Origin of the sequence: Enterococcus malodoratus ATCC 43197 (assembly GCF_000407185.1) — a bacterium.
Taxonomy (GTDB): Bacteria; Bacillota; Bacilli; order Lactobacillales; family Enterococcaceae; genus Enterococcus_A; species Enterococcus_A malodoratus.
Window position 1 is genome coordinate 1,843,312 of sequence record NZ_KE136481.1, and the last position, 26,628, is coordinate 1,869,939.

Below are 26,628 nucleotides of genomic sequence, written 5' to 3' on the forward strand. Positions count from 1 at the left end.
ACTCCTCTCTGCGGATAATGATGAATCTTACTAAATTTAGAACTGGCAGCTAACTGCAGGGCTTATTGTAATCATTTTTCCAAAAAACAGAAAAATGAGTTTATTTACGTACGCATACCATTCTAACTAACCCGCTAAAGCAGGAAGTAGAACTGGCAGCTAGCTGCATGCTTTGATGTAATCATTTTTCTAAAAAACAGAAAAATGAATTTGTTTACGTACGCATACCATTCTAACTAACCTGCTAAAGCAGGAAGTAGAACTGGCAAAAAATCGGGCACAAAGATCATGTGTCCGATTGGATTTGACGTTTTTGATCGTAATTCGGATCAAACTCGTCAGTCTCAATATAAATATAGGCTTTTTTATCGGGTAAGGCTTTACGGATCATTTGCTCAATTTTATTCACTACATCGTAACTGACCCCTTCATAAGAATCCGCGATATCGATTTTCGCCGCAATCATTACTTCTGTTGGACCTAAATGAACGGTTTTGATGTCGATTACTTTTTTGACCTCGTCACGTTTGAAAGCATTTTGGATTTTTTCCAGATCATTTTTAGAGACACTTTCTCCGATGATCAAACTGTAAAATTCTCGTGCTAAAAAGATTGAGGCGAATAACAGCATCATCCCGATCAATAATCCGCTCAATGCATCAAACATTGGATTTCCAGTAAACATGGTCAATAAGGTCCCGATGATCGCTAATACTAACCCGATCACCGCACAAAAATCCTCCGTGAAAATAATCAAGATCTCACTGTGGCGGCTCTCGTGTAAAAATCGAAATAATGGCAATTTGTCTGTATTCAGCTCATGAATTTCTTTGATGGCCACGCGTAACGAACTGCCTTCAACTAAAATACCGAAAACCAAGATCCCTAATACGATCAAAGGATTCGAGACTTCATGACTGGGGTGAAATAATTTTTCCACCGCTTCCCAAATACCCAACGCGCCCCCACCGAAAAACAGCATCGTTGCGACAATTGTACTGAAAAAATATTTTGCCCGTCCTTCACCAAATTGATGCAAATCGCTTTGACCTCGCGCCGCTCGGCGATCGCCAAATAAAAGCAATATCTGATTGCTGCAATCCACAACACTATGGATACTTTCATTCATCATCGCGGCACTGCCGCTAAGCATGTAACCAACAAACTTGCTGATCGCCACTAACACATTGGCAAACAGCGCCGCTAATACAGCCATCGACCCTTGCGCTTTTTTCTCTTCCATTTGATTCACTCGCTTCCTGATTATGCCTATTATAAATCAGAAAGGAAAAATCATAAAAGCAAAGCCCTCCAAGCAAAACATTCGTCAGGCTCCGCTATTTATGAAAAAATCAGTTTAATGAAAGATTGGAGGAGAAAACATGCGGCTTTGGCACGAAGCATTGATCCCGCTGCTCCCTCGTCCGCAATTATTAGGACAACATCGTGAGGCGGCAGCGCTCAGAGGCAAGGGATGGGGAAAGAAACACGCAACCGTCGACTATGTCTTCACTCACCCTTATTATAAGCTGTTTCAATTTCATTTATTGGTTTTAGCAGAAATGGAAAGACGCGGCTATGTTCCCGACCCTTTGTGGCATGATCCGCTGTATCGCGGAAAAAATCTGCCATTATTAGAAACAATCAAACCGCTGCCTGCGACCCATCCATTATATCCGGAACATGACGATGCCTACTTAGAAGCGTGTCTGCTTAATCTCGCGCAAAAAGGCATCCTGCTGCCTAAGCCTTGAATTCCGTCATATTTCCACGAAAACGCAAGGGCAGATGATTCCGCTGCGCTTTATAATTCGCCCGCTCATCAATCGTTACTGCCCGTAAGAAGGTTTTCCATTGCTGGCGAATCTCCTGTTCATCACTCGCCTCCGCAAACTCTGGACAGCTGGTATTTTCCATTAAATGAATGTCGCCATGATCAATGATCCCCAGCAGCTCATGGGTCTCGTCATAAATCATGATTTTTTCCTGCGGGTAACGTTCCGCAAAATGTGGACAAAGATACGGCATTACATAATGCTTCGGGTTAATCTTGCTGAACAAGACATCTCCGACATACTCAAAGCGGACAAACCCCGTCAATGCATGATTCTCTCCCAACATTGTTCGAATACTTTTCCGCAGGGCTAAAATCGATGGATGCCCTAAATGATTTTCCAGCAAATCCTTTGTCTGCAAAGCGATCTCGATAGCATCCAGCAAATAGCGTTCTTTACCTTCAAGGGTCGCGTAGAAACCATTTTGGATGAACAAAAAGTTTTCCGGCCGCAGCCGTTGGCGCAAGCGATGATAAATTTTCTCACCCCGCCTCGGATCGGTCGTGACCCATTCGGACAAAAATAAACTTTCCACTGCTGTTTCTGGTGATAGGATCAATGCCGGAAACTTTTTTTCGCGGAAGCTGCGATCCACGATCGTCATAAATCCTAAAAAGCTGCCATCATATTCCCAATGCTCTGCTGATTCTTGCATCATCCTCACCTACTCTTCGCATGTTCAAACCGTTCCACATCAAATAATGACAATTGCTCACTCGTTGATTGCGTGTTGTGCTTTTTCAATACTTCATATTGCTTTGAAGAGATCAATGACGTAATGATCCATTCAGGATCTTTGATCAAACCCGCGGGTGTCTCATGATTACACGCAATAAAATATTGCGCCCGTTTGATGACGATTCCTAATTTTTTCAGATCGGTCAGATGCAGTCGATAATACTTGCGGGCTTTTACGATATTTTGTGCACTCTTTGGGCCAATCCCCGGTACTCGCAGTAATTGATCATAAGGCGCGGTCTGCACATCTACGGGGAAGCGTTGATAGTTTTGCACCGCCCAATTGGCTTTGGGATCAAGATAGAGATTGAAATTCGGCTTATCCTCAGACAAAATTTCATCGGCACTGAACTTGTAATAGCGCAGCAGCCAATCCGCCTGATACAAACGGTGTTCCCGCAGCAATGGCGGTTCAGTCGTGACCGCTGGCAATAAATTGTCTTGATTGACGGGGATATAGGCCGAATAGTACACCCGCTTCAACTGATATTTTTGATACAAATTCTCCGAAATCTTCACGATCGAGCGATCACTCTCAGGACTGGCCCCGATAATCATCTGTGTTGACTGCCCAGCTGGCACAAAACTTGGTCCGCGCCGAACCGCTGGTAAAAATTCCTGTTCTTTTTTTACCGTCGTGATCTGCTTCATGGGTTTATATAAGTCAAACGGATCTTTATCCGGAGCCAGCAATTTCAAACTTTCGCGGGAAGGCAGTTCGACATTGACGCTCATCCGATCTGCCAGAAAGCCTAATTGTTCGATCAGCTTTTCATCCGCGCCGGGAATCGCCTTGACGTGGATATACCCGCGAAAACCTTTTTCTTCGCGTAAAATTTTCAAAGTTTTAATCAAGAGTTCGCAAGTGTAGTCCGAGTTTTTGATAATCGCAGAACTCAAGAATAAACCTTCGATGTAATTACGCATGTAAAAATCCATCGTTAAATCCGCCACTTCCTGCGGCGTGAAGGTCGCTCGTGGAATGGCATTTGATTTTCGATTGATGCAGTAATGACAATCAAAAATGCAGGCATTGGTAAACAGCAGCTTCAATAACGATACACAGCGGCCATCCGGTGTGAACGAATGACAAATTCCTGAAAGCTGGGTACTGCCGACTGTTCCTGGCCGCGTATTATTTTCGACACCGCTGCTGGAACAGGAAACATCATATTTCGCAGATTCAGCTAAAATCTCTATTTTTCTCTCCAGTTCCATCGAAAAACATCCTCCTTATACGAACGTATGTTCTTATTTAACCAAAAAAAAGCAGACTTGTCAAAAAAGAATTTGATAGATACTCCTAAAGACGGATGAAGGCCGCGCTGGATTTGCTATAATTTAAGACATCAAAGGAGTGTGAAAAAGATGGAAAGGAAACAATATGTTTGTGATAAATGCGGGTCGCAGCATTATACGTCCGATCAGTTTCAAGCAACGGGTGGAAATTTTTCAAAGATTTTCGACATTCAAAACAAAAAATTTACCACGATCAGCTGTAAGCAGTGCGGGTATACAGAACTTTATCGCAGCGAAACCTCTGATGGTTGGAATATTCTTGACTTCCTCATGGGTGGAGGATAAATAAAAAAAGCGGCAGTCGCCGCTTTTTTATTTTGCGCTCGCTTATCGAACGACCACCGCATATTTTCTTGCGTTATAGATATTTTCAAAAGTCGTACGACTCAACCAATAAGAACCGCTGATCGGGTCAGAGACGTGGACTTGATTTCCAGCCTTGTTGAAACCATCTAAAGTAACCGCATGATTGTTGTTCGCAGCAACACCAAAGTTCCAATTTCCCCAACGAATCGGTTGGAAATTGATCGTTACCCATGCAACGACTGGATTGCCGTTTTTCACTTCATTGATCAAGGTGTTCATTGAGCTGCCGGAAATATTTTGCACATTGCCGTATTTTTGTCCCCAACTGGTCAAGGGAGCTGGATAGATGGCCGAATAAGTATAAGAATTTTCCACAAACGGCGAACCGACAAAACCGCTATTCGGATTGCCGTTCGTTGATTTCGGAATAGTGTTTAGGAAGGAGCGCAGACTCCAATTCGTCAGCTTGCCTTTGTATTGCAGGGCTTGCAGCAACGAAGCCCCTTCGCAGCCGCTTGGTGCGCCAAGCGCATATTGATTATAATTGCGCACACCTAATAAACGATAATCCTCATAGCTTTGTTCCCCGCTGCCAACCGCATACCAAGCAATTCCTTCATACCGCCAGCCGGCTTTCTTCAACTGATCGCGTTCAGCGGTAATCGGCGTGTAGTGATGCGACCCGGCCTTAGCATTCGGATTATATAACCGATACAACGGCGTACCTGAGCTTGGGGAATACCAAGATATCCCTTCATCCCGCCAACCAACTTTTTTCAGCTGGTCCCGTTCACCAGCATTCAATGTATAGTGATGGTCACCCGCATTCGGGTTGTACAAACGGTAAACAGGACTTCCACCAGTAGGAGCCTGCCAGCCAATTCCCTCATAGCGCCAACCGACAGAACGCAGATGATCCCGTTCGCCAGTCGTCTTGGTGTAAAAATGCTCCCCGCTATTCGGATTGTATAGACGATACATTGGAATTGACGCAACGGCCGCTCTTGAAGCGCGAGCATTTCCTTGTCTCAGCTCTTCCTTCGGTGCTTGAGTCGCATCCGCTTCTGCCTGTCCTTCCTTGACTGGCGGTTCTAATGTGACAACCTCGCCATTTACAACTGCTGTTTGCGGCTGGGTATCCGCCTCTGCAGTTGGAACGGCCTCCGATTGCGGCGCTTCAGCTAGAGCGATACCAGTTTTTGAAGAATCACTTTCTGAAGAACCACTATCCATAGTAGAACTATTCGACGTTACAGCGGAGCTTTGCAGCTCCTCCTCCGCCTGAACCGCCGCTGGGGCCACAAACGCTGAAAGAGTTACAAAACAAACCAACAAGACACTTTTTTTCATCCAAACATTCCTTTCTGAATTTCCTTAAAATAAGATAACGTTTTTTCATTGTACCGATTCTTATATTGTACGTGCTGGCTCTAGTTAAGTCTTCAATTTAGCTTGTTCAGCGATCTATAAAAAAACTCGTTAAGTATTCGCAGAAGTTCACGAACACTTAACGAGCAATGCTTCTTCAATTATTTACTGATCGATACCCGTGTCGGGCTGACCCATGTTCCTGTGCCGAAGCCTAAAATCGTTTTGACTGCTGGAACAAATGTCGTGGCGATCGTCAGAGCATTCATCATCCAATAGATCAGCATGTAAAACGGCGCAAAAATCAGGTATTTGAATTTTCGACCGTCATCGTCAATGATCAAAGCCGCCGCCACCTGCAGAAAGCCGGCCAGCATCTCAAAGTTTATGAAGATGAAGGAGAGCGCCAGCATGTGAAAAATGCGTTGGTAGTCCCCAATGAAAACCGATTGGAGCAGCGTTCCCACAAAAAAGGCTAAGAACACCCAATAGTACAAACTCCACAAAATACTGAAGGTCTGATCAGCAAACAGCAGCAATTGTTCAAAATACTTGATTGGATGAACCAGTACATTTTTCATGTTCGTCAACCAAACTTCAGTGCCGCCTTTGGCCCAGCGTTTTCGTTGGAGATACAGCATCTTTAACGTATTAGGAACTGCCATAAAGAACATGATGTCCGGTGCAAACGTCGGAATCCAGCCGTTTAATTGCTGATCCCATGCGATACTGATGTCTTCAGTCGCACGGTCTTGCCGGAACAAGCCGACATCGATCAACGCATCTTTTCGATACATCGTATTCGCACCGCTGTAGGCGTACATCGTACCTAACGTCCCCAATTGGCCCCGTTTGATCACACCGACGATACTGGAAAACTCCACAGTTTGCGCCTTCTCAATGATTTTCGAACGATTTTGAACGTCCATATTGCCAGTGACCGCCGCTGTATTCTGATCGGCCTCGGTCATAAAATAGTTCATATATTTCCAAAGAGCATCTGCTTCTGGAATCGTATCTGCATCGTTGCTTAATATGTATTCACCTTTAGCAAACCCAATACCGATATTAAACGCGTGAGCCTTGCCTTTATTTTTTTCAATCCGCAAAACACGTAAGCGCGGATATTTTTCTTGCAGGCGGGTCAAAATTTCTGGTGTTTGATCCGTTGAGCCGTCGTCTGTAACTAGCACCTCGTAATTATGATAGTTCAATTCATTAAGCAGATACTCTAAGGTGTCTTCGATCACGACTTCTTCATTATGAGCAGGCACCATGATCGTTACAAAAGGCTCCTCAGCCTCGGAAATCTTCTCGAAGCTGAGCTTCTTATTATTAAACAAGAAGCGGTAAAACAGCACTTCAATCAACCAAACAAAAGCACCCAAAATGGGGTAGCTAACCAATATAAATAGCAAAACATTCACTACCGCACTTAAAATGGGATAGCCTGTATCAATCGTCATGTTGTTCTGTCTCCTTGTAAAGTTCGCGAATCGTGGCATCATCAAAATTTTTATTTTCCGGCACAGAGTAATAGCGTGTGGCATGGCGCGTTTCTTTTGGTCCAAAACGTTCTGTATAAAATTCGTTCAACGCTGTTTTTCTCACTTGCAGCTCTTCGTCATCATAAAGTTGCTTTACCTTTTCGTGATGATTGATCCGATAGTTGTTATGCAGCGTCAAAAAAAGGATACCAACTGAAATAACCGCCAAAGAGACAAGAAACAAAAAACCGGTGTGATAATAGATCGCCTCGCCCGTGCGATCGTTCCAAACGTGGTAAAACTTTGAATCATTTTTTAACAGCGTGGAAGAAACTGTCCAATAGATCGGGATAAATACGGCAATCCAGCCTACGATCGTCAATAAACCAATATAAAACTTGTTCCACCAATGACCCTTTTCAAAAAAATGATCACTAACAAAACGCTTCTCCTCTTCATGGCGATTCTCTTGGTCTTTCACAGGTACCCCTTCTTTCCTCCACCATTATGACTCCGTTTTCTGAAAACACAACATTTTTGCTTTCATAAATTAAGTGTCCTTTATTTTTTACGGATGCGTAACCAAAGGTAACCATTTCCGTCGCAAATAGTTGGTTCTCATTTTTATTTAAGTACGCTAAAGTGTAATCAAGGAGGATGAAAAGTATGAATAATCAGAATAATCCGATCGCGAACAATTTGCGGTCATTAAGAAATCGAAATAATTGGTCGCTAGAGTATGTGGCAGAACGGTTGGAGGTATCACGTCAAGCAGTCGCTAAATGGGAGAATGGGGATTCTCTGCCGGATGTCTTAAAATGTGACGCTTTAGCTAGTCTCTACGATGTTACTTTGACCGATTTGATCCATCACAATCAAGAAGACAACGGCCTGCCCATTGGACCGGCCGGCAAACATATCTTTGGGACCGTTCCAGTCGGAGCCCGCGGGCAAATTGTTTTACCAAAAAAAGCCCGGGATACGCTCAATATCCAACCTGGAGATACATTGGTCGTCTTAGGCGATACGAATCCAGCCACAGCCGGTCTGGCTTTGGTGGATAGTGAAAATTTCATGCGGATCACCGGACATATGATGGATCAAATTTTTGAACCAAAGGAGGAATCCGAATGAATCTGCTGGAGGTAAAAGAACTCTCAAAAAACTACCCGACATTTACTTTGAAAAATGTCAGCTTTCAAGTACCTGAAGGGAAAATTATCGGTTTGATCGGCGTTAACGGCGCCGGTAAGACTACTATATTGAAAGCGCTGTTAAACTTAATTCCGATTGATCAGGGCAGTGTGCTTATGTTTGAAAAAATATTTTTGGAAAATGAACTGTCTTGCAAACAAAAGACGGGTGTCGTTTTAGGCGGGATCGATTTCTATAAAGAAAAGATAGTCAAAGATATCACCAAGGTCACCAAACAATTCTATGCGGATTGGGATGAAGCAGCTTATCAAAATTTTTTGAAGCTGTTCTCGCTAGACCCTAATAAAAAAATCAAGGAACTTTCGGCTGGGATGCGAGTGAAATATTTGATTGCTTTAGCACTTTCCCATCAGGCCAAATTATTCATTTTTGATGAACCAACCAGCGGGCTTGATCCGGTTTCCCGCGATGAACTGATCGAGATTTTCTTGCAGATCGTTAAAAATGGCGACAAAAGTATTTTATTCTCGACGCACATTACCTCTGATTTAGAAAAGTGTGCAGATTCGATCATTTATATCAAAGAGGGGGAACTGATCAAAGATGCTCCCAAGGACGTTTTTATTGAAGATTTTCAAAGATTGAAACGACCGGATGAAACGGGATCACTTAGTTTAGAAGACATCATGGTCCGAATGGAGGGGAAACAGTATGATTTCTAATTTACTTTACAAAGAGCTTCGCTTAGCCGCACATCCCAATCTGTTTGTTTTTACTTTGATGGGGCCACTAGTTTTGATTCCCGGCTACCCTTATACGATGGTCTTTATCTTTGGACTGATCGGAAACTTTATTAATCTGATGTACACCCGGGAAACGAACGACATTTATTATTCGACCCTGCTGCCGTTAAAAAGATCCGAAGTCGTTTTAAGTAAATGGCTGGTCTTGCTTGTCTCCCAAATGATGACGATCTTGATTTCGATTCCTTTTGCTTTTCTGCGGCTGCACCTTTCTTCTCGACCTAATCCCGTTGGCATCGAAGCCAACGTTGCCTTTTACGGCTTTGGCTTGATCATCTTTGCCTGCTTTAATTTTATCTTTCTAACGACTTATTTTCAGACTGCTTATAAGGTCGGGAGCTCTTTTTTAAAGGCGCTCGTTCCGGCAACTATTGTAGCGATGTTAGTCGAAGTCCTCGTGCATTTTCCGACACTAGCCTGGTTAGACAGTGTTGTCTTTGATCAGCAGATGCAGCAACTTCCTATTTTAGGAGCGGGGCTGCTGATCTATATTATTGCAATGTGGGCTACGTATAAGATCTCTGCCCGTAATTTTAGTCAGGTCAATCTATAATTGCATCAAAAAAAACGTTTTGATCTTCGCGATCAAAACGTTTTTACTTCTCGAAATAACCGGTCCAAGTCAGACCATCCTCATTTGCCTTTGCCCCAACAAATTCTTTCTGAGTAGATTTTCTAACCAATTTACCCTCACCAGTCAGATCATCTGTCAGTTCTTTGTGGCGCGAATATGTCACCTGCTCTAGCTCGTTCAGATCGCGATTCGTAAAAAAATCTTCACGATGTTCGACCTGCTCTGTTTGTGAAAAATCAGGTGTCGCCTTATCCTCGACTGCCACGTCATCTTTTTGATTGAACCAAAAAAATAGAAACGCCGCTCCCAATACCGCCACCAGTGCCACTACTTTTTTCATTGCATCCTCCCCTGAAACATCCTCTTACTTTTCAGTATGCCACAGTTGAAAACGTTTTTGAATGAAAAACTTAATGGTTTATAAAATAATTGTATGCATTTCGGTTATTTTCTAGTTAATGATAAGGACAAAGTTGATAGTAGTCTTAATCGAATTCTTCATACTCGTTTGGATCTTGCCCCTCAATCCGGCCATCCGCTTTTTCCAGCAGATTAATTCGTTCAATTTCTGTTTGGGACAATTCAAAATCAAAGATCGCTAAGTTTTCCCGCTGATGCTGCAAATTGCGTGACTTAGGAATCGGCACAACTCCACGCTGTACATGCCAGCGCAAAATGATTTGAGCAGGATTTTTGCCGTATTTTTCGGCTAATTCAGTAATCACTGATTCCTTCAGTGCATCGCTGCCACGCCCTAAAGGACTCCACGCCTCAGAAATGATTCCGCGTTCTTGATTGGCTTTGACCATCCGCTCTTGAACCCAATAAGGATGCAGTTCAATTTGATTGACGGCTGGTGTCACTCCAGTCGCTTCAATGATTTTATCTAAATGTTCCGGTTCAAAGTTAGAAACACCGATGGAACGGATCAATCCTAATTTTTTAGCTGTGACTAGCGCTTGCCATGCTTCAACGTATAGTTTACGTTTCGGCAGCGGCCAATGAATCAAATACAAATCAAAGTACTCCAAGCCCATGCGGAATAACGATTCCTGAATCATCATCAACGCATCCTCATAATGATGGTATTTGCCCGGTAGCTTCGTCGTCACAAAAAATTCCGAACGAGGAATTCCTGAACGGCGAATCGCTTCACCGACGATCCCTTCACTATCATAATTGGTAGAGGTATCTAACAGACGGTAGCCATCTTGGATCGCCGTCAAAACCTGATCAAGTCCTTCTCCTCCGCGAATCTGATACGTACCTAGGCCTACTGCCGGCAAATGATGACCGTCATTCAATGTAATCAATGGTGCTTTCATCTTCAAATTCCTCCTTATTTTGAGCCTCTCGCTAAGTCGCAAGAACAGCTATTACTTTTCAGCTTAACATCAAAAACTCTCGGCTGTTAAATCCTCTGCTCAGTTCAACAGAAAAAAATTTGAGAATAGGCAGAAAAAAGACAAGGAAAGAGGTATACTACAGATTGAACACGTGAGAAGGAGAAGATTACAATGGATTCGATTATTTGTATAGTTCTGGGCATGCTATTTGCGAATGGGGTCCCCCATTTTGTTAAGGGAATCACCGCCGAAAGATGGGATGTTCCTTGGAAAAAGCCGGCTTCCGCCTCCACGAATGTTTTATGGGGGATAGCGAATTGGCTGATCGTTGTGATCATTTACGCGCTCTTCAAACCAGACATTAATAGTTTCGATGCCGCCTGCTTTATAATTGGTATGGGCATTACTGGCTACTACCTCGCCCTGCATTGGTCGGAGAAAAAAAATGAAAATGACGCTGCATAATCGCAGCGTCATTTTTTTATTCTTCAATTGCAGCTTTTAGTTTCTTTGTTAACTTCTGATACACCAATTGGTAGGAGGTTTCGATCAATTGCTTGATGGCCTCATCCGACAGTTCCTCACTGGCCAGCTTGATCGAATTCCAATGATTTTTATTCGTATAGTAGCCTGGTATCACCGTTCCCGCATAGATTTCCCGCAGCTCCTCGTTTTTCTCCGGCAGATTTTTCAATGTAATGATAGCATCCTCGCTAGCCTGATCACTCATCATCCCAAACATCTTGCCCTGCAAATCAAAATAGAGCACTTCCCAATCTTCGCGAAAATAGACTTTCGCGCCTTTTAACGTTTCACCGAACGCCTTAAACGTTTCGATACGTTTTTGCATTACTGAATTTTCCATAACTCCTCCTTTAATAGTCAAAATGTTGGATTGCTGGCTTGACCACCGACCTCACCAAAACCCGCAATTCTTTTTTTGTAACATCCGCACTTTCAATAATGACCTTGCATCGAATGATCTGAAATAGTGCAAGCTTAGTTTCTTCAGGCGGAAATTTAGTCAGCTCGCCTCGTCTTCGCGCATTTTTTAATACGTGTTCCATTACCGAAATATTGTAGATCCTCGCTTCTTGCATGATTTGTTTGATTCGTTTCGGTTGATTTTGAATCTCTAGCAACATCATCTGATTAAAAGAAGTCGGAACACTGGTCAGCCACGTCAAAAAATTATCACCCACATAGTAAAGATCCTCCTCTAAACTTCCCTGATCAAAGTCCAGATCATGCATATCAAATTCCACTGAACGATTACGATCATGAACTGCCTCAAACACTAAATCAAACGGCGTATCCCAATGACGATATAAGACTGAGCGGCTCGTTTCTGCTTCACGAGCGATTCGTGCAAAAGTCACCGCCTGATAGCCTTCGTTTTCTAACAATTGATATGTCACACGAAAAATCTCCGCATCCAGGCGGTCACCTCGTCTGCGTTGAAGCTTTTTTTTCTCCATTATGTTCGCCTCTATTCCTTTAGAGTCATTATAGGTTAAAACGTGCCTTAAAAAAAGTAAGATACACGTTGTTTTTTATTGAATATTTAAGAGACGAGATGTATGATATTTTCAGTTTAAGATACGCAATGTACTTAAAATCAATTCGATACATTCAAAGAATGAAGGCATCAAATTGAAAAAGGAGAATGTATGATGAAAGTTATCGTTATCGGCGCCTCACATGGCGGTTTAGAAGCAGTCGCGGCTTTAACAGAAAGAACCGATGTTACAGAAATAGTATGGATTGACCAAAGAGATATTCCAGCCTTAGTCGGATCAGAGCTTAAAAACATCCCTGTTGAAAGAATCAAGCTCTTCAGCCATAGTAAAGTAACCAATGTCGACCCGAAAAAACACATGATCGAAGTGCAAGCTGGAGGCAAGAGCTTACAAGAAAGCTATGACAAGTTGATTCTTGGCGTTGGAGCAATGGCTGCGAAATTACCTGTTCCCGGTAATCAATTAGCGAAGATCAAAACATTGCGCAACCGCCAAGATATGAACGGTTTGCGCCAAGCTGCACTTGACCCAGAAATCAACCACGTCGTTGTAATCGGAGCAGGCTACATTGGGATTGGAGCGGTCGAGATTTTTGCCGCTGCTGGGAAGAAAGTCACTGTGATCGATGTTTTCGATCACCCTTTAGCAACCTACTTAGATTCAGAACTGACTGCTGTTTTAGCAAAAGAAATGACTGAGCACGGTGTCACTCTCGCTCTCGGCCAGCGGGTTGAAAAATTTGTCGGTGAAGGAACTGTTAAAGAAGTCGTAACCGACCAAGCAACTTTTTCCGCAGAGCTTGTCGTATTATCGGCAGGGGCTCGTCCTAATACTGCTTGGCTAAAAGATGCAATTACATTGCTACCAAACGGAATGATTAAAACCGACGACTATATGCAAACGAGTGAACCAGATATTTTTGCGATTGGCGATGCCACAACGGTTTATTCCAACGCTGCCAAACAAGAACTGACGATTCAATTAGCGACTAATGCCGTTCGTCAAGGGCGCTTTGCTGTGCGCAATCTAACGGAAAAGCTACATCCCTTTGAAGGGGTACAAGGATCGTCCGGCTTGAAATTATTCGATTACATGTTTGCTTCGACTGGGCTGAACACGCCGGCTAGTGAGCGATTCGGTACCGAGGTAGGATCCGTTTTCCTTAAGCAAAAGATTTTGGACAATCATCTCTCTGCACCAGTCAATGCAGAGGTGCTGTTCAAATTATTTTACGATCCAAAAACATTGAAAATTTTAGGTGCACAGATTCTCTCGAAAAAAGACTTGACCGCCTATATCAATACGGTCTCTTTAGCGATCCAAGCAGGTTTTACCATTGAACAGCTGGCCTACACAGACTTCTTCTTCCAACCGCTGTTCAATACCCCTTGGAATCTGTTGAATCAAGCAGGTCAGCAGGCAATGAAACAAGCAGGAATAGTTTAACTAAAAAAGAGACGTCAAAATTTATTGGCGTCTCTTGCTATTTTGATGTCGAAAACCAATATTACAGATCCTGTTTCTTAAACAACCAATAAGCCGCCACGAAACCAATGATCCCCGTCAAAAAGATACTTCCTAAGGTTAATAGATCCTCTTTGAAGGGCAATTCGACCAAGCTTTGAACGACCACCGCCGACCATGGAATAACTCGGGCAAATTTGAAGGGCATGTTCATCGCGAACATTTCGATCCCAGTAAAGGCCAATGCCACCATGATTGTGGGATAGAATAATTTTCGCTGCATCACACTCACTGTTAATAGCGGCAGCGCAGCCACAAATCCCAACAGACAATACTTAAGCATGGTAACTACTAGGCTTTTCATTCCGGCAAAGCCGAAGGTATCAGGATAGATCAGCCAGCCGCCGATTGCATAAATGATGACGACACCGACTAAGGTTCCGAGATACCAGATAAACCAGATCGCTAATTTTCCTAAAAGAAATCTAATTCGCGAGGTCGGAGCAGTCAAAACATTATTGATTGTGCGGTCTTCATATTCCCGCTGCATCAAAAAAGTAATGATAAAACCGCTCATGATCGAGAGAAGCGCACCGACAATTATGTAAATACTCATCAGCCAAGTCTGATAATTCTCTGGCGGATTCTCTACGATAACTAAATCTTTAAATACTATGAAAGCCGAGGCAAACAGCGTCAGCAACGAGCAGACTGCAAAAATCCGGTTGCGTTTGAGTTTCATCCACTCAGCAGAAATTACATTAAGCAATGCCAACACCTCCTGTAATCGTCCGAAAGTGTTCTTCCAAATTGCCAGAACCGATAAACAGACTGGAAACTTCGATCCCTTTTTGTCCCAATAAATGATTGATCGTTTGCGGCTCAAAGGTAAAATCAAAAATCTTGATCGTGTTCCCTTCGTCTACCGTATAGTTCGTCAGCTTCAGCTCTTCTTCCAGCAAGCGCGTGGCTTGATGCACGTCTGATACAGTGATACTGATATAGCGCTGATTGTGCTGCGCGATCTTTTCCAGATCACATTCCTCCAGCAGCTCGCCATCATGTAAAATGCCAATAATATCCGCGATTTGCTCGATTTCTGACAACTGATGGCTGGAAATCAAAATTGTTTTTCCATGAACCTCCGCCAGCTCTTTTAACAGTTTACGGATTTCGACAATCCCGATCGGGTCCAATCCATTGGTCGGCTCATCTAAGATCAACAATTCCGGATCGTTCATTAAGGCGTTGGCGATCCCTAGCCGCTGTTTCATTCCCAATGAATAATTCGCAAACCGTTTATGCTCAGCATGTGTCAGATCAACCAGTTTCAACGCCTTCTCCACACTATTTCTTTGGGTTTGACCTTTTAATTTAGAGAACACTTTGAGGTTTTCCGGTCCCGATAAATACGGATAAAAACTCGGTGTCTCAATAATATTGCCGATTCGCGAGTATACTGACGGATTCTTTTTAGGCGCTTGACCAAATAATACGATCTCGCCGGAACTGGCTTCCGCTAAGCCTAAAAGCATTTTCATGATCGTCGTTTTTCCCGCACCGTTCCGTCCCAACAGCCCATAAATTTTTCCTTTGGGAATTGTCATTGAAACGTCTTTTACTACAATCTGATCATTGTAGTGCTTCGACAAGGCTGCGGTTTTAATAATCAATTTTTCCATAGCGACCATCCTTTCTATACTTATAGCTTAGCAGTGCCACCTTGCCCTAACCTTGCCGAATCCTTGTTTTTCTCTGGTTTATTTGGGCAGTGTTAGGAAAAATCTAGTCCCCTCGCCAAGTTCGCTGCGAACAGTGATTTCTCCGTGATGGGCCGCTGCTAATTCCTGAACAATCGCTAAACCTAATCCGTTGCCCTTTGTCCCCCGAGCTTCATCTGCTTTATAGAGCCGTTCGAATATATGCGGCAAATTTTGTTCCGCGATTCCTTGACCATTATCCGCGATTTCAAGCTGAAGATGCTCATCTTGTTCCGTCAGTTTGATCGTAATTTTATCGCCATTACTATGTTTCAAACTGTTTTCCAATAAGTTATCAATGATCCTGCGAAATGCCGCTGCATCTGCTTTATAAAAGAGCTCTTTTTCAGGAATCTCAATTTCATAACTAAACTGCGGTTCCATTCGCGGGATCCAGTCGCTAACGCCGGCTCGCAGCAATTCGCAAACATCAATCCTTTCAAAATGATAGCGCCGTTCCCCCGATTCAAGTTTGACCCACTCAAAAAGAGTATCGATATATTTTTCTAATTCGAACGCTTTTTCCTGAGCCGCCTGCAAATAATGCTGCTGCTCATCTTCGGTTACTAACCCATCGTTAATTGCCTCTAAATAACCTATCAATGAAGCTAGCGGCGTACGAACATCATGCGACAAACTCGTAATCAGTTTGCGATATTCATTCTCCGACACCTGCAAGCCACTAAGCTGCTGCTTGATTTCCGCTACGATCGTATTGAGTCGAAAACAAAGCGCCGCAACATCCGAAGTTTCATCCGCGATAATTTTCCGATCAAGATTGCCTTGACCGACATCCTCTATAACAACCAACGCTTGGGCCAGCTGCTGTTTATTTTTGCGAAGTTTTCCAAAAAGGTAGAGACAGGCCAACCCCAAAAGCACACAAATACTACTCAACCCGATCATTTCTTACCCCCTCGGATTAAAACGATAGCCGACACCACGGATTGTTTGAATAAAGAAAGGAGCGGGCAACGCTTTCGGCTCGATCTTCCTCCGCAGCTTGCTGATGAACGACATGATATTGTTGTCATCGTAGGCATAGGCTTCACCCCAGACCTGTTGATAGATTTGCCGTTTCGTAAAAATCTGGCCTTTATGAGAAGCTAGAAAATATAAAAGATCAAACTCTTTTACTGTTAATTCTAGGTATATACCATGTAACAAGACTAATCGGTTCTGCACATCAATCGATAAGTGATTTAACGTTAATGTTTTTGCCAAACGATCCGCTTGATTGAATTGGGTATAGCGTCGAACCAAGGATTCGATTCGCGCCATCAGCTCCGCCATACTAAACGGCTTGGTCAAATAATCATCCGCCCCCAATTGCAGTCCGCGAATCTTGTCCGCCTCTTCATTCTTAGCTGTCAGCATCAAGACCGGCACCACACTCTCCTTGCGAATCTCGGTCAAAATACTCAGTCCATCAATCTGCGGCAGCATGATATCCAACACGATCAAATGATAATCGCCTGTCAGCGCCAACTTCAGTCCACCCGCACCCGTGTGGGCAAACTCGGCAGCATAATCAGCATTTTTCAAATACTTGTCAATAATCGAACAAAGCTCCTGATCATCATCAATGATCAATACCTTGATTTTCTCTTGCATCGTCCTTCTCCTCGTAAAAAATAATTATTCTCTTCTTAATTCTAGCAAAGTTCACCCCACTTTCGGACGAAACTTCCTTGGTTTAGGAATAAATAAAAACAAAAGAAAAACACCTTCCAGTAAAGGAACGTGTTCTGAAGTGATTGTATTCAACTATTCATTTCGATTAATTTACTGTTCCGCCACTGTTTTAAAGTAGCTTGCGCATTTGAAAAACAGCGACTTCTCGACGCAAGTCATCCAAAACTTTATCAGAGAAAATATTCGAGGGTACCATAATATGTTTAGCAATTTTATCCATATTTAGCACCTTTCTAAATTGCTCAGGTACTAAATAGATAGTCTCATCTTCAAATTTTTTTATATTATCCACGAAATCCGACTTCACTAAATAAGGGTCCCCAAAACAAGCCTGCATTCTTTTGACAGGCTCACGATAATGAGACAAAACATACATCCGGCTCATAGGAGAACTCACTGCCGTTGTCGGTAAAAGATAGACCACTTTTTGCTTTTCAAGATTCTGTTCTTCGCCCATTGCTTTTTCTCCTTTTTAAATCGACAATCCACATATCATATTGTACTCTAGTTTCCTTGTTAATATACCCGTTATAATGAAGTTTCCACCGGCGAAATTACCTAATTGAAAGCCAAATAACCATACACTCACTTTTAAAGAAATGTATGGTCTCTCAACTATTCAAAAATATTTTACCCACAACAAATAAACCTACTGTCGATGCGATTTTAACTGCTTGGTACACTAAAGAAACATATCAACTTATCCTAAACTCGCCCTTACTTTTTCTTCCTTTTCCGCGAGGCGCGTTTGCCTTCTGGGGTCTTTTTAAACAGTTCAGCTTGGGATTCTACCTGCTTTTGCTTCTTACTTTTCGGTTTTTTATAATCTACATAGGGGCTTTTCTCTGTTGCGGAAAGTGCCATCGGTTTCTGTGCAGCGGTTTTCTTGGCTTCGGCTTTTGGCGGTTCTTTGAGAGCGGATGCGGTTGAACCAATGATTGGTTCAGCTTTTTGAGCTGTAGCAGCGATCGACTTTTCTGGTGAATTAATGTCCGAATCATTTACCGAGTCTTCTTTTTTGAGTTCTTCCATGCGGGTATCAGTCAGAACAATGCCCTCAGGCAGAAGTAATTTTACTATTTCCAGCTTTTCTTCCTCCGTTAAATCATCCAAATCAACTTCTGGGGACACGCCCATTTCTGGTTGAAGTTCCTCAATTGGATTCGTGTCCTCCACAATTTTTCCTTTTCTGATCTTGATATCGCGGGTACAGTTGTCGATTTCGGAGTTTTCCAATTTAACAAAACGTCGAACGTCATCCTTTTCGAAAATAGTCAAAGTGGACATCAATTCTAGTACGGAATCAATTTTGGTTGCTGAAGAATTCGGATCGGCATCGCGCAAACTCCACGTGTGCACCTTGCCCATTGCATCTTCAAAGGTCGAAAGAATTTTATATTGTTGACCTTCTAATGCTTCGATAGGTGTCGTTTTTTCAAGCAAATATCTTTTGCTGTCGCCTAAACGGTTATTGTACCGGTGGATTTGTTTTGAATTTTTGTAGAAACGTTTGAGGACTTTGTTCCATTCCTTTTCGTTTTCAAAAGCATCGCGAAATAGCGGACAAAATTTGCGCAACATCTCTGTTGGCTCCGCAAATAGAAATATCTCTCTGATTAAATCGTTGCAGATCCCTGCAAAGTCACTTACGCACAAACATTGACGAATCAGCACAGCCACAAGGTATTGAATGGTGGTATCTGCATCCGGCGATTCTGTGTGCGCTTTCAAAATACGTTTCTCAAGATTCGTTTTTCCCATGGTAAAAAGTGTGATTTGCGACAATGTTTTTGGCATAAGAGTGCTCTCCTTCTATTTTAAAGTTATTATTTTATTTTTTGATCTCTGTTTTTAAATCCACTTTTATGATACATCAGAATAAACTAAAAATAGCCTTAGAAATACTCTATCTTTTAATCATAATGAATAAATCTGAGTATATACCGTCTTATCCACCCCTTTGAGTCTATAAAAAAACAACCTCAAAAATTTGAGGTCGTTCTCAGCAGCAACTAAATCAACATTTTTATTGTTCTTGCATCGCTGGCAATTCGTTCTTATTCAATTTATTCAAGTACGGAACCATCATAATTGCGCCAGCCGCAAATGCGATTCCTTCTGTAATCGTCATGGACCAGATCAAGCCATTCAGGCCATAGAAATGGTGCAATAACAGCACGACTGGAATAAAGAATGTCCCTTGAATCGTTGACATAACGCCGGTTTGAGCACCGAAACCAGAGGCCTGGAAGATTCCGGTGAAGAGTCCAGAAAATCCGTTAAAGACTGAAGATACTAATTGTGCAGCCAGAATCGTCAATCCCACTTGTATCACGCGCGGATCGCTCGTAAACAGACCCAATACAGGTACGCGGAATAGATAAACAGCGAGTGCAAAGAGAATGGAGATACCGCCGATCCATAAAGAGACTTCTTTCAACGCTTCTTTTAGGCGTTTCGTGTTATGGGCAGAAAAGCTGTAAGCGAATAACGGCATTGCCCCTAAAAACAGCCCCATCGTCAAAAATTCTGGCAATTGTGTGATCCGAACCGCGATCCCAAAGCTGGCAACGACATTGTCGCCGTATTGAACAGAAAAGTTATTCAATAATAACGTTGTCACGATCATAAAGGCTGATTTAAACAATTCAGAAACACCAATTTTGTAGACTTCTAATTGATCTTTGATGGAAAGTTTGAAGTGTTTTAAAAAGCCTTTTAACGATTCGCTTTTATTTTCTAAAAACCAAACATAGTACGCGGTTGCGGCCAAGTTCGCTACTACCGTCGAAATACCGGCACCGATCACATGCATGTTGAAAACTAAGATCAATAGCGCATCCAGCGCGATACTAACCGCAACACTGATAAACATCCCGTGCATCGATTCCTTTGAGGCACCTTCTGAACGAACCAGTTGTTCTAACGCAAAGTTCAAGACAAAGGCGAAGCCGCCGGCAAACAAAATCGTCGAATATTGTTTCGTGTAAAGCAGTGTCTGACCATCCGCACCAAGTAAATGTACAAATGGATTCATGAAGATGATCGCTGCGATTCCGATAATCACACCAAGAATAATGCTCGTATAAAAGGAATAACCAGCGACCTGCTTGCCTTTTTTCGTGTCCCCGCTGCCTAACAGACGGGTAATAAATGTTCCGCCGCCGACACCAAACATATTTCCAACCGCCATTAAAATGATCGTGATCGGCATCGCCAAAGTAATAGCGGACATCATATTCGTATCATGAATCAAGCCGATAAAATAGGCGTTGATTAAATTGTAGATCGTCGTAGCTGAAATCCCAACCATCATAGGAATCGATAGATGGGCAATCGCTTTGCGGATCGGGCTTTCTTTTAAGTAGTAAATATTTGATTCATTGACTTCAAGTTCTTCCATGATAATTCCTTCTTCTATTAGATTTATAAATGTTAGAATTCTAACTATTCAGCTGCAAGCAGGCAATCGCTGCTTGTCATTTTAGAGGCTGTGATCAATTTTTCTGAGCAGCTCTGTCAATTGTTGGACTTCCTCTTCGCTCAAGGCGTGGACCAATTCCTTCTCCGCCGCATAAAAGGCTTCGTTGGTCTCAGCAACCAAGGCCTTCCCTTTGGGTAATGCGTAGATATTCTTTTGCCGCTCATTGTTCTCTGGGATTCGCCGTTCGATATAGCCTTTTTTCTCTAAGCCTTGTAGCATACTTGTGATGCTGGCTCCGCGGCGTTGAAACACTTCCGCCAGATCTTTTTGGATCAAACCTTTGTCTTCGTTTTGCGCGATATATGAGATCATCCGTCCTTGCTGCGGGCTGACATCCATATCCTTAACACGCTGCTCCATCGATTCACGAGACTTATTCATGATCGAACGCAATAAATTTGAAACGACCATTCTATCCAAAAGAATTCCCTCCTCGCTAATAATTAGATATCTAACTGTTCGAAAAGAATATACACGTCGCGAAAAAGAATGTCAATCAAAAACATTCGCTACCTAACAATTAGTCATCTAACAGTTTGAGTTTTGAAAAAAATGGCCTACATGAATACGAATTAGACGGTTTTGCGGATGGAACAACCACATCAGTCCCCAGAATTTATTTTCAAATTGGCTTCTTGTAGCTATAAATGTTTAGTAAAGTTACTTTCTTTGTTTATAATCACTTTTTTTCGCAAAATATAGTATTATTTAAGTACACACATATTCTTTAATAATTATTTTTCTATAATGGATTGAAAGAAGGAGAGTAAAAATGAAAAGGAAGCTTGGGGTTCAGCTTGGGGTCACGTTCGCGGTATTGGTCAGTTTCTTATTCGCTGCACCGACGCAAAGTTATCAAGTCGAAGCCGCAAAGACGAAAACGGAGAAGAAAGCTACCATCAAACGAACGGCCAACAAAAAAATCACTGTTAAAGTGAAAAAGTATATTGATGGGGATACGACGCGCTTCAAATTGAAAAACGGCAAGAACGTTACTGCACAGTATTTATTGATCGAAACGCCTGAAATCAAAAAGGATTATCCTTACGCACAAGAGGCTAAGGATCGTTCGAGAGAACTGCTTAAAAATGCGAAAAAAATCCAGATCGAGTACGACAAAGGAAGCAAACGCGACAAGCAAAAAAGAGAGCTGGTTTATGTTTGGGCCGATGGCAAGCTGGTTCAAGAAACACTCGCTAATGAAGGGCTGGCAGTAGCCCGAGACACGAAGGGGAAAAATAAAAAGTACCTTGATCAAATTCAAACTGCGGAGAAAAAAGCCAAAGAACAAAAGCAAAATATTTGGAGTATCAAGAATTACGCGCAGGCTGGTAAAGGCTACAGTCAAGCCGCCGTTGATGCTCATAAAAAAGCACTCAAAGAAGCAGAGGCCGCTAAAAAAGCGGAAGCAGAGCGGCTGAAAAAAGAACAAGAAGCCAAAGCTGCAGAAGAAAAACGCGCTGCGGAACAGGCCGAGGCTGACAGAAAAGCCGAAGAAAAGCGGGCCGCGGAACAAGCAGAAGCGGCTAGAAAGGCCGAAGAAGCTCGAGTCGCCCAAGAAGCTGCCGTTCAGCAAGCAGCGGCAGCACAGGCACAAGCTGAGGCCGAAGCACAGCAGCAAGCAGCCGCCGAGCCTGCTCAAGGGCAGACGGTTTATGTCACACCCACTGGCAGCAAGTACCATACCCACAAATGCGGGAACGGTACGTACACACCAGCTACACTAGAAGAAGCACAAGGGCGCGGATTAGAGCCGTGTTCGAAATGTTTTTAATTTAAAAGAGGAATGCCAAAATTGGCATTCCTCTCTTTTTATTCTTTAACCGGCTCAAAATTCTCGGCTCCGCCAAGATTATCGATCTGGAATTTATCCTCGTCTTCGTTGTAGCGCAGCGTGGCTTTCTTGTAACGAAAGACTTCATTCACACCGTCCGTGTCATCCGAATAGGCCGTGTTGTAATTAATCAAGTATTGAACGGTATAAACATCCTTGCCCGTCATGGTCACTGATTCCACTTCGGCTTTAGCATCAACCCCTGATCTTTTATCACTTGTTCGAAGTTCATTGATAAATTTCTCGAAGTCTTGCTCATCCGGATTTTTCAAGCCGTCAACAAAGTACTTCGCCAAATCGTTTCTTCCCCTCGTACCAAAGTCGCTGAATTTACTAGTATAGCTGGATAGGCTTCTGTACAAACTGTCTAAAAAACTTTGAACATCCGCCTGTGATTGAACATTCATAAAATTCAAATGGATCACTGAATCATAACTATCCGATTCATATTCGTCAGCCATAAATTGCGTAGCCGCAATTTGATACGTGTCGCTAGTCAACTGATCGGCCGCTGTTTTATAAGTTAGCTGCACCTTCATCCCTTGGTGCCAGATCACATCTTTGATCTCTGCTTCCTCATTTTTGATCGTTCCAACTTCCTTGTTATTCAGTAAAACCTTCGCGCCGTCGATATTCGACATGACCTTGAAGGAAATCTTATGCAAGTTGATTGTGATATGACTATTGGCCTCAAAGTCAGGATTATGGTAGCGAACCAAGTCTTGTGTAAATGAAGATTCTTCATTGTCTAATTTTCCCGCGACTTGATAGCTGCCCGGTGTCATTGGTCCCCAAGTCGTTTCGTAATTACTGCCTTTAGAGGTCGCTAGTTTTTTATCATCTAAGGTCAGTTGCATGTCTGACTGATCCGTCGTGACCGTTACGTAGACCGGCTGAATCACTAATCGGTAACGTGGGAACAAGCCTAAGTATTTTCCTTTTTCATGAATTGAAAAGTCGACTAATTGACTCGGGTTGTGCTTTAAATCCCTTAAGAAGTCGGCGTAGTCCTTTTTATGTCCGTCCGCTTGATAATAGCTGATAAATTTTTTCAGATTCGCGGCGGACACTTCATAATTAGGATCTTCCGAGATGACAACCTCCGCCATTTTTTCAGGGTCCTGCGTTTTAAACGTCTGTTCCAACCGGCTCAACTGTTGCGGATAACTATAATAGTAACGGCCAAACAGCAGTCCACCGACTAGTAATACCACGATCGCCAAACCTGCTCCGATGCCAATTTTTTGGTTCTTTGATAATGATTTTTTTGTGGGAACTGCCGGTCTCACCGCTGCTTTTAACGGCTGGCCGCAATTAGGACAAAATTCAGCGTCTGCCGGAAGCACTTCGCCGCAATGGGGACAGAAATGCTGCTCTTTGGGCTCCTTTTTCTTTTCTTCCTCTGCTAAAATTTCTGGTTCTACAGGAATGTCCACTGCGAATGCCTGACCGCATTCTTCGCAAAAATGAGCCTCCGCCAAATTTTCATGACCGCAATTAGGGCAATTTTTCATTGATATCCTCCCGATTCATTCGTTTGATTCTACCTATTGATTGTAGCAAATATAACAATCAAAGAGGCTATTATTTTTTGCAAATCAAAAAGGCACTCTCTCCTATTGAGAAAGTGCCTCTGTATATTTGTTTAGACGATCGACATTCCGCCATCAACCACGATGAACTGACCATTTGTATAGCTTGAAGCATCGCTTGAGAAGTAAAGAATTGTCCCATTCAATTCCCCATGCTTGCCTGGACGGCTCATTGGATTCAGACCTTGATATAGGTTCAAGAAATCATCTGATTTAAACAATGTATCTTCCGTCATCTCAGATTCAAACAGACCTGGTCCGATTGCATTGGTGGTAATATTGTATTTTCCGTAGCTAGCTGCCATACCTTTAGTTAATCCTAAGACTGCTGCTTTGCTGGCATTGTATGAATGGCGGATAAAGACGTCTTCTTTGTCGGCCATGATCGCGTTGATTGATGCCACATTGACGATTCTTCCGTAGTTGTTATCCATCATATGCTTCACAACGTATTTGCTAACTAAGAAGATCCCCTTCACATTCACATCCATTGATTTATCAAAGTCTTCCACAGTCAACGAATCCACGCCGCCGCGCACCGCAATACCTGCATTGTTCAATAGAATATCCAGATGACCAAAATGATCATAAGCTGTTTGGATACCGGCCTTGACGTTTTCTTCATCTGTCACGTCCATTTTGATCGCTAAAACATCACGACCCATTTTCTTGATCTCTTCTGCGACTTCTTCTAAACGTTCCAAACGTCTAGCCAACAAGACCACATCTGCTCCGGCTTCCGCATATGCAATCGCCGCATCTCGGCCTAAACCGCTGCTCGCACCTGTTACCACTGCTACTTTTCCATTTAAATCAAACATAGAATCCAACTCCTCCTTTATTGTTAGCGCATTCACTCCTACACTATTAACGGTACCTAAGATGGTAGGGGAATGTCAATAGCTTGTGAAAAAAAGAGTTGCCCTCAGTCGTTTAAGCCTGATTTCTCGTCTCAAAAACCTCTTTAGCGATTGTGATCGCATTTAAGACTTTGGGAAAACCCACATATGGGATACAGTGGGTAAACACTTCAATGATCTCCCTTTCCGTGAGCCCGACATTTAATGACCCGTTGATATGAACAATTAATTGGCTCTTAGTATCGCCCTGCGTCAGTAAGCTGGTGATCGTGACGATTTCCCGCTCCCTAAAGGACAAAACATCATTCTCATAAATATCCCCAAAGGCGAATTCCAAAATATAACGCCCGACATCAGGAGCAATGTCTTGCAGTGCTTGGATCACCCGTTCACCGGCCTCCCCATCAATCATTTGTAAATTTTTACTTCCCTGTTCAAATCTTTTTTTACTCATAGCAGTTCCTGCCTCCTTTATGGTACAGTACTATAAACTATCAAGTAGACTTTATAGCAAGGCAGAAATTTTTAGTGTCTGATATTCATAAACCAATTGAAATATATTTTGATAAGGAGAAATGGGATGTATAAAATCAGTGAAGTTGCCGATTTGATCGGCTTCAGCGTTCCGACATTGCGGTATTATGAAGAATTAGGAATTATTACTCCTGCGAAAGATAAAAACGGCTATCGCGAATATAACGAAGCAGATATCGAGTGGCTGCGTTTCATCCATCGCTTAAAGCAAACGGATATGGACCTAAAGACAATCCAAAAGTATTCCCAGCTGAGAAGCCAAGGTGATCAAACAATCGAAAAACGAATGAAGCTATTGGCTACACAAAGAAATCGTTTGTTAGCGGAAAAAAGAAAAATTGACGATCATTTAGCCTTTCTGGAAAGTAAACAGGCGACCTATAAAAAACTGCTCGCCGACAGAGACCGCTGATTCTTCAGAAACTATAGTTTCCAATCCATCAAAAAAATCGAGTAATCTCTGTGCTCGCCGCGATTTGCGAAACAATCATTTCAGTTTGCTCCTTCTCCTGCTGGAACAGCTTATAATCATAGAAAAGGAGGAGTTAATAATGTGGGTTTACAATAGCGAGGTTTTAGAGACATCCGTGAAATGGTTTAAGGATAGCGCCAGTGTGGAGGATTTGGAGCGGTTAGATGACTTGATCAACAGTCGTGCGGCTGAGGGTTGGGAATTTGTGACACATTCCTATATGGCTAATGTCATCGCGACGAGAAGCGCGATTCTAGTCACCTTTAGAAAAGAAAAATAAAGCTGTATTCGCTAAAGACTGGGGAAAAATCCTCAGTCTTTTTTTGTGGTTTTGATTTCTTCAATTCTTCACAAGTATTTACAATAGCTTCTGTTGCCTGCCTCGTTGATATAAACCCTATGAGATTAAGTTAATTGACTGGTCATTACTTTTATTATTGTCATTTTTAATTAAAAAATTGTTTAAAAATAACTTGCATTTGTTTTGTTTTTCACCTAAACT

General features: G+C 42.6%; 31 protein-coding genes. 10 read left to right on the top strand and 21 right to left on the bottom strand.

Annotation, left to right across the window (positions count from 1 at the left end; genetic code table 11):
- Positions 1-286: 286 nt before the first annotated feature.
- Positions 287-1,243, bottom strand: a complete 957-nt coding sequence (locus I585_RS09005) for a cation diffusion facilitator family transporter (RefSeq protein ID WP_010742685.1) — start codon at positions 1,241-1,243, stop codon at positions 287-289.
- 139 nt (positions 1,244-1,382) lie between these two features.
- On the opposite strand from I585_RS09005, the gene I585_RS09010 reads away from it, so the two are divergent.
- Positions 1,383-1,754 carry a TIGR02328 family protein gene (locus I585_RS09010; protein WP_010742684.1) on the top strand — a complete coding sequence of 124 codons (372 nt, stop codon included), beginning with the start codon at positions 1,383-1,385 and terminating at the stop codon, positions 1,752-1,754.
- On the opposite strand, the gene I585_RS09015 is transcribed toward I585_RS09010, so the two are convergent.
- Together I585_RS09015 and I585_RS09020 are read right to left on the bottom strand one after the other, a co-directional pair.
- The gene (locus I585_RS09015) at positions 1,744-2,490 is read right to left on the bottom strand and encodes a TIGR03915 family putative DNA repair protein (protein ID WP_034708729.1); all 747 of its coding nucleotides are present in this window, start codon (positions 2,488-2,490) and stop codon (positions 1,744-1,746) included. The genes I585_RS09010 and I585_RS09015 overlap by 11 nt on opposite strands.
- Before the next feature lie 5 nt (positions 2,491-2,495).
- Positions 2,496-3,791, bottom strand: coding sequence for a putative DNA modification/repair radical SAM protein (locus I585_RS09020; RefSeq protein ID WP_010742682.1), 1,296 nt, complete (start codon positions 3,789-3,791; stop codon positions 2,496-2,498).
- Positions 3,792-3,941: 150 nt separating this feature from the next.
- Here I585_RS09020 and I585_RS09025 point away from each other — a divergent pair, with 150 nt between their 5' ends.
- Positions 3,942-4,157: a zinc ribbon domain-containing protein gene (locus I585_RS09025; RefSeq protein WP_010742681.1), complete on the top strand. Its 216-nt coding sequence runs from the start codon at positions 3,942-3,944 to the stop codon at positions 4,155-4,157.
- 42 nt (positions 4,158-4,199) lie between these two features.
- Here I585_RS09025 and I585_RS09030 read toward each other — a convergent pair whose 3' ends face one another.
- From I585_RS09030 to I585_RS09040, 3 genes are all read right to left on the bottom strand, one after another.
- A complete protein-coding gene (locus I585_RS09030) occupies positions 4,200-5,528 on the bottom strand; it encodes a C39 family peptidase (protein WP_010742680.1) in 1,329 nt (442 codons plus the stop codon).
- A 179-nt stretch (positions 5,529-5,707) separates the two neighbouring features.
- Positions 5,708-7,012 carry a glycosyltransferase family 2 protein gene (locus I585_RS09035; RefSeq protein WP_010742679.1) on the bottom strand — a complete coding sequence of 435 codons (1,305 nt, stop codon included), beginning with the start codon at positions 7,010-7,012 and terminating at the stop codon, positions 5,708-5,710.
- A complete protein-coding gene (locus I585_RS09040) occupies positions 7,002-7,514 on the bottom strand; it encodes a hypothetical protein (protein WP_010742678.1) in 513 nt (170 codons plus the stop codon). Before I585_RS09040 ends, I585_RS09035 begins: the two co-directional genes overlap by 11 nt.
- Before the next feature lie 185 nt (positions 7,515-7,699).
- Here I585_RS09040 and I585_RS09045 point away from each other — a divergent pair, with 185 nt between their 5' ends.
- Genes I585_RS09045 through I585_RS09055 form a run of 3 tightly spaced genes read left to right on the top strand, consistent with a single transcriptional unit; the run spans position 7,700 to position 9,544 of the window.
- The gene (locus tag I585_RS09045; RefSeq protein WP_010742677.1) at positions 7,700-8,167 is read left to right on the top strand and encodes a helix-turn-helix domain-containing protein; all 468 of its coding nucleotides are present in this window, start codon (positions 7,700-7,702) and stop codon (positions 8,165-8,167) included.
- Complete coding sequence (locus I585_RS09050; RefSeq protein ID WP_010742676.1) at positions 8,164-8,910, top strand: ABC transporter ATP-binding protein; 747 nt, start codon at positions 8,164-8,166, stop codon at positions 8,908-8,910. The genes I585_RS09045 and I585_RS09050 overlap by 4 nt, the downstream gene beginning before the upstream one ends.
- A complete protein-coding gene (locus tag I585_RS09055) occupies positions 8,900-9,544 on the top strand; it encodes an ABC-2 transporter permease (RefSeq protein ID WP_010742675.1) in 645 nt (214 codons plus the stop codon). The genes I585_RS09050 and I585_RS09055 overlap by 11 nt, the downstream gene beginning before the upstream one ends.
- Positions 9,545-9,587: 43 nt before the next feature.
- Here I585_RS09055 and I585_RS09060 read toward each other — a convergent pair whose 3' ends face one another.
- Both I585_RS09060 and I585_RS09065 read right to left on the bottom strand, forming a co-directional pair.
- Entirely contained in the window at positions 9,588-9,905 is a 318-nt protein-coding gene (locus tag I585_RS09060; RefSeq protein WP_010742674.1) for a hypothetical protein, read from the bottom strand.
- 145 nt (positions 9,906-10,050) lie between these two features.
- On the bottom strand, positions 10,051-10,890 hold the full coding sequence (locus I585_RS09065) for an aldo/keto reductase (protein WP_010742673.1): 840 nt from the start codon (positions 10,888-10,890) through the stop codon (positions 10,051-10,053).
- A gap of 192 nt (positions 10,891-11,082) precedes the next feature.
- On the opposite strand from I585_RS09065, the gene I585_RS09070 reads away from it, so the two are divergent.
- Positions 11,083-11,376 (top strand): hypothetical protein, encoded by a 294-nt coding sequence (locus tag I585_RS09070; RefSeq protein WP_010742672.1) that lies wholly within the window; start codon positions 11,083-11,085, stop codon positions 11,374-11,376.
- A 16-nt stretch (positions 11,377-11,392) separates the two neighbouring features.
- Here the strand turns inward: I585_RS09070 and I585_RS09075 are convergent, their stop codons facing one another.
- On the bottom strand, positions 11,393-11,776 hold the full coding sequence (locus tag I585_RS09075; protein WP_010742671.1) for an MmcQ/YjbR family DNA-binding protein: 384 nt from the start codon (positions 11,774-11,776) through the stop codon (positions 11,393-11,395).
- A gap of 10 nt (positions 11,777-11,786) precedes the next feature.
- A complete protein-coding gene (locus tag I585_RS09080; RefSeq protein WP_010742670.1) occupies positions 11,787-12,389 on the bottom strand; it encodes a TetR/AcrR family transcriptional regulator in 603 nt (200 codons plus the stop codon).
- A gap of 195 nt (positions 12,390-12,584) precedes the next feature.
- On the opposite strand from I585_RS09080, the gene I585_RS09085 reads away from it, so the two are divergent.
- Positions 12,585-13,877 (top strand): FAD-dependent oxidoreductase, encoded by a 1,293-nt coding sequence (locus I585_RS09085; RefSeq protein WP_010742669.1) that lies wholly within the window; start codon positions 12,585-12,587, stop codon positions 13,875-13,877.
- Positions 13,878-13,938: 61 nt separating this feature from the next.
- Here the strand turns inward: I585_RS09085 and I585_RS09090 are convergent, their stop codons facing one another.
- The 8 genes from I585_RS09090 to I585_RS09125 all read right to left on the bottom strand — a co-directional run bounded on the left by I585_RS09090 (position 13,939) and on the right by I585_RS09125 (position 21,254).
- Positions 13,939-14,664 carry an ABC transporter permease gene (locus I585_RS09090; protein ID WP_010742668.1) on the bottom strand — a complete coding sequence of 242 codons (726 nt, stop codon included), beginning with the start codon at positions 14,662-14,664 and terminating at the stop codon, positions 13,939-13,941.
- The gene (locus tag I585_RS09095; RefSeq protein ID WP_010742667.1) at positions 14,657-15,577 is read right to left on the bottom strand and encodes an ABC transporter ATP-binding protein; all 921 of its coding nucleotides are present in this window, start codon (positions 15,575-15,577) and stop codon (positions 14,657-14,659) included. The genes I585_RS09090 and I585_RS09095 overlap by 8 nt, the downstream gene beginning before the upstream one ends.
- 78 nt (positions 15,578-15,655) lie before the next feature.
- Complete coding sequence (locus I585_RS09100; RefSeq protein WP_010742666.1) at positions 15,656-16,561, bottom strand: sensor histidine kinase; 906 nt, start codon at positions 16,559-16,561, stop codon at positions 15,656-15,658.
- Positions 16,562-16,564: 3 nt separating this feature from the next.
- Positions 16,565-17,269 (bottom strand): response regulator transcription factor, encoded by a 705-nt coding sequence (locus tag I585_RS09105; RefSeq protein WP_010742665.1) that lies wholly within the window; start codon positions 17,267-17,269, stop codon positions 16,565-16,567.
- 190 nt (positions 17,270-17,459) lie between these two features.
- Positions 17,460-17,807, bottom strand: coding sequence for a hypothetical protein (locus I585_RS09110; RefSeq protein WP_010742664.1), 348 nt, complete (start codon positions 17,805-17,807; stop codon positions 17,460-17,462).
- 260 nt (positions 17,808-18,067) lie between these two features.
- Complete coding sequence (locus I585_RS09115) at positions 18,068-19,147, bottom strand: hypothetical protein (RefSeq protein ID WP_010742663.1); 1,080 nt, start codon at positions 19,145-19,147, stop codon at positions 18,068-18,070.
- 229 nt (positions 19,148-19,376) lie between these two features.
- The gene (locus tag I585_RS09120; RefSeq protein ID WP_010742662.1) at positions 19,377-20,753 is read right to left on the bottom strand and encodes an MATE family efflux transporter; all 1,377 of its coding nucleotides are present in this window, start codon (positions 20,751-20,753) and stop codon (positions 19,377-19,379) included.
- Between the two features lie 81 nt (positions 20,754-20,834).
- A complete protein-coding gene (locus I585_RS09125) occupies positions 20,835-21,254 on the bottom strand; it encodes a MarR family winged helix-turn-helix transcriptional regulator (protein WP_010742661.1) in 420 nt (139 codons plus the stop codon).
- Positions 21,255-21,606: 352 nt separating this feature from the next.
- Here I585_RS09125 and I585_RS09130 point away from each other — a divergent pair, with 352 nt between their 5' ends.
- Positions 21,607-22,608, top strand: a complete 1,002-nt coding sequence (locus I585_RS09130) for a thermonuclease family protein (RefSeq protein WP_010742660.1) — start codon at positions 21,607-21,609, stop codon at positions 22,606-22,608.
- A gap of 38 nt (positions 22,609-22,646) precedes the next feature.
- Here I585_RS09130 and I585_RS09135 read toward each other — a convergent pair whose 3' ends face one another.
- The 3 genes from I585_RS09135 to I585_RS09145 all read right to left on the bottom strand — a co-directional run bounded on the left by I585_RS09135 (position 22,647) and on the right by I585_RS09145 (position 25,574).
- On the bottom strand, positions 22,647-24,182 hold the full coding sequence (locus tag I585_RS09135; RefSeq protein WP_010742659.1) for a zinc ribbon domain-containing protein: 1,536 nt from the start codon (positions 24,180-24,182) through the stop codon (positions 22,647-22,649).
- A 131-nt stretch (positions 24,183-24,313) separates the two neighbouring features.
- A complete protein-coding gene (locus tag I585_RS09140) occupies positions 24,314-25,081 on the bottom strand; it encodes an SDR family NAD(P)-dependent oxidoreductase (protein ID WP_010742658.1) in 768 nt (255 codons plus the stop codon).
- Positions 25,082-25,193: 112 nt separating this feature from the next.
- On the bottom strand, positions 25,194-25,574 hold the full coding sequence (locus tag I585_RS09145) for a carboxymuconolactone decarboxylase family protein (protein WP_010742657.1): 381 nt from the start codon (positions 25,572-25,574) through the stop codon (positions 25,194-25,196).
- A 126-nt stretch (positions 25,575-25,700) separates the two neighbouring features.
- Between I585_RS09145 and I585_RS09150 the strand changes: the two genes are divergently transcribed.
- Positions 25,701-26,066, top strand: coding sequence for a MerR family transcriptional regulator (locus I585_RS09150; RefSeq protein WP_010742656.1), 366 nt, complete (start codon positions 25,701-25,703; stop codon positions 26,064-26,066).
- A gap of 139 nt (positions 26,067-26,205) precedes the next feature.
- Positions 26,206-26,406 (top strand): DUF4177 domain-containing protein, encoded by a 201-nt coding sequence (locus tag I585_RS09155; protein ID WP_010742655.1) that lies wholly within the window; start codon positions 26,206-26,208, stop codon positions 26,404-26,406.
- The last annotated feature ends 222 nt before the right edge of the window (positions 26,407-26,628 follow it).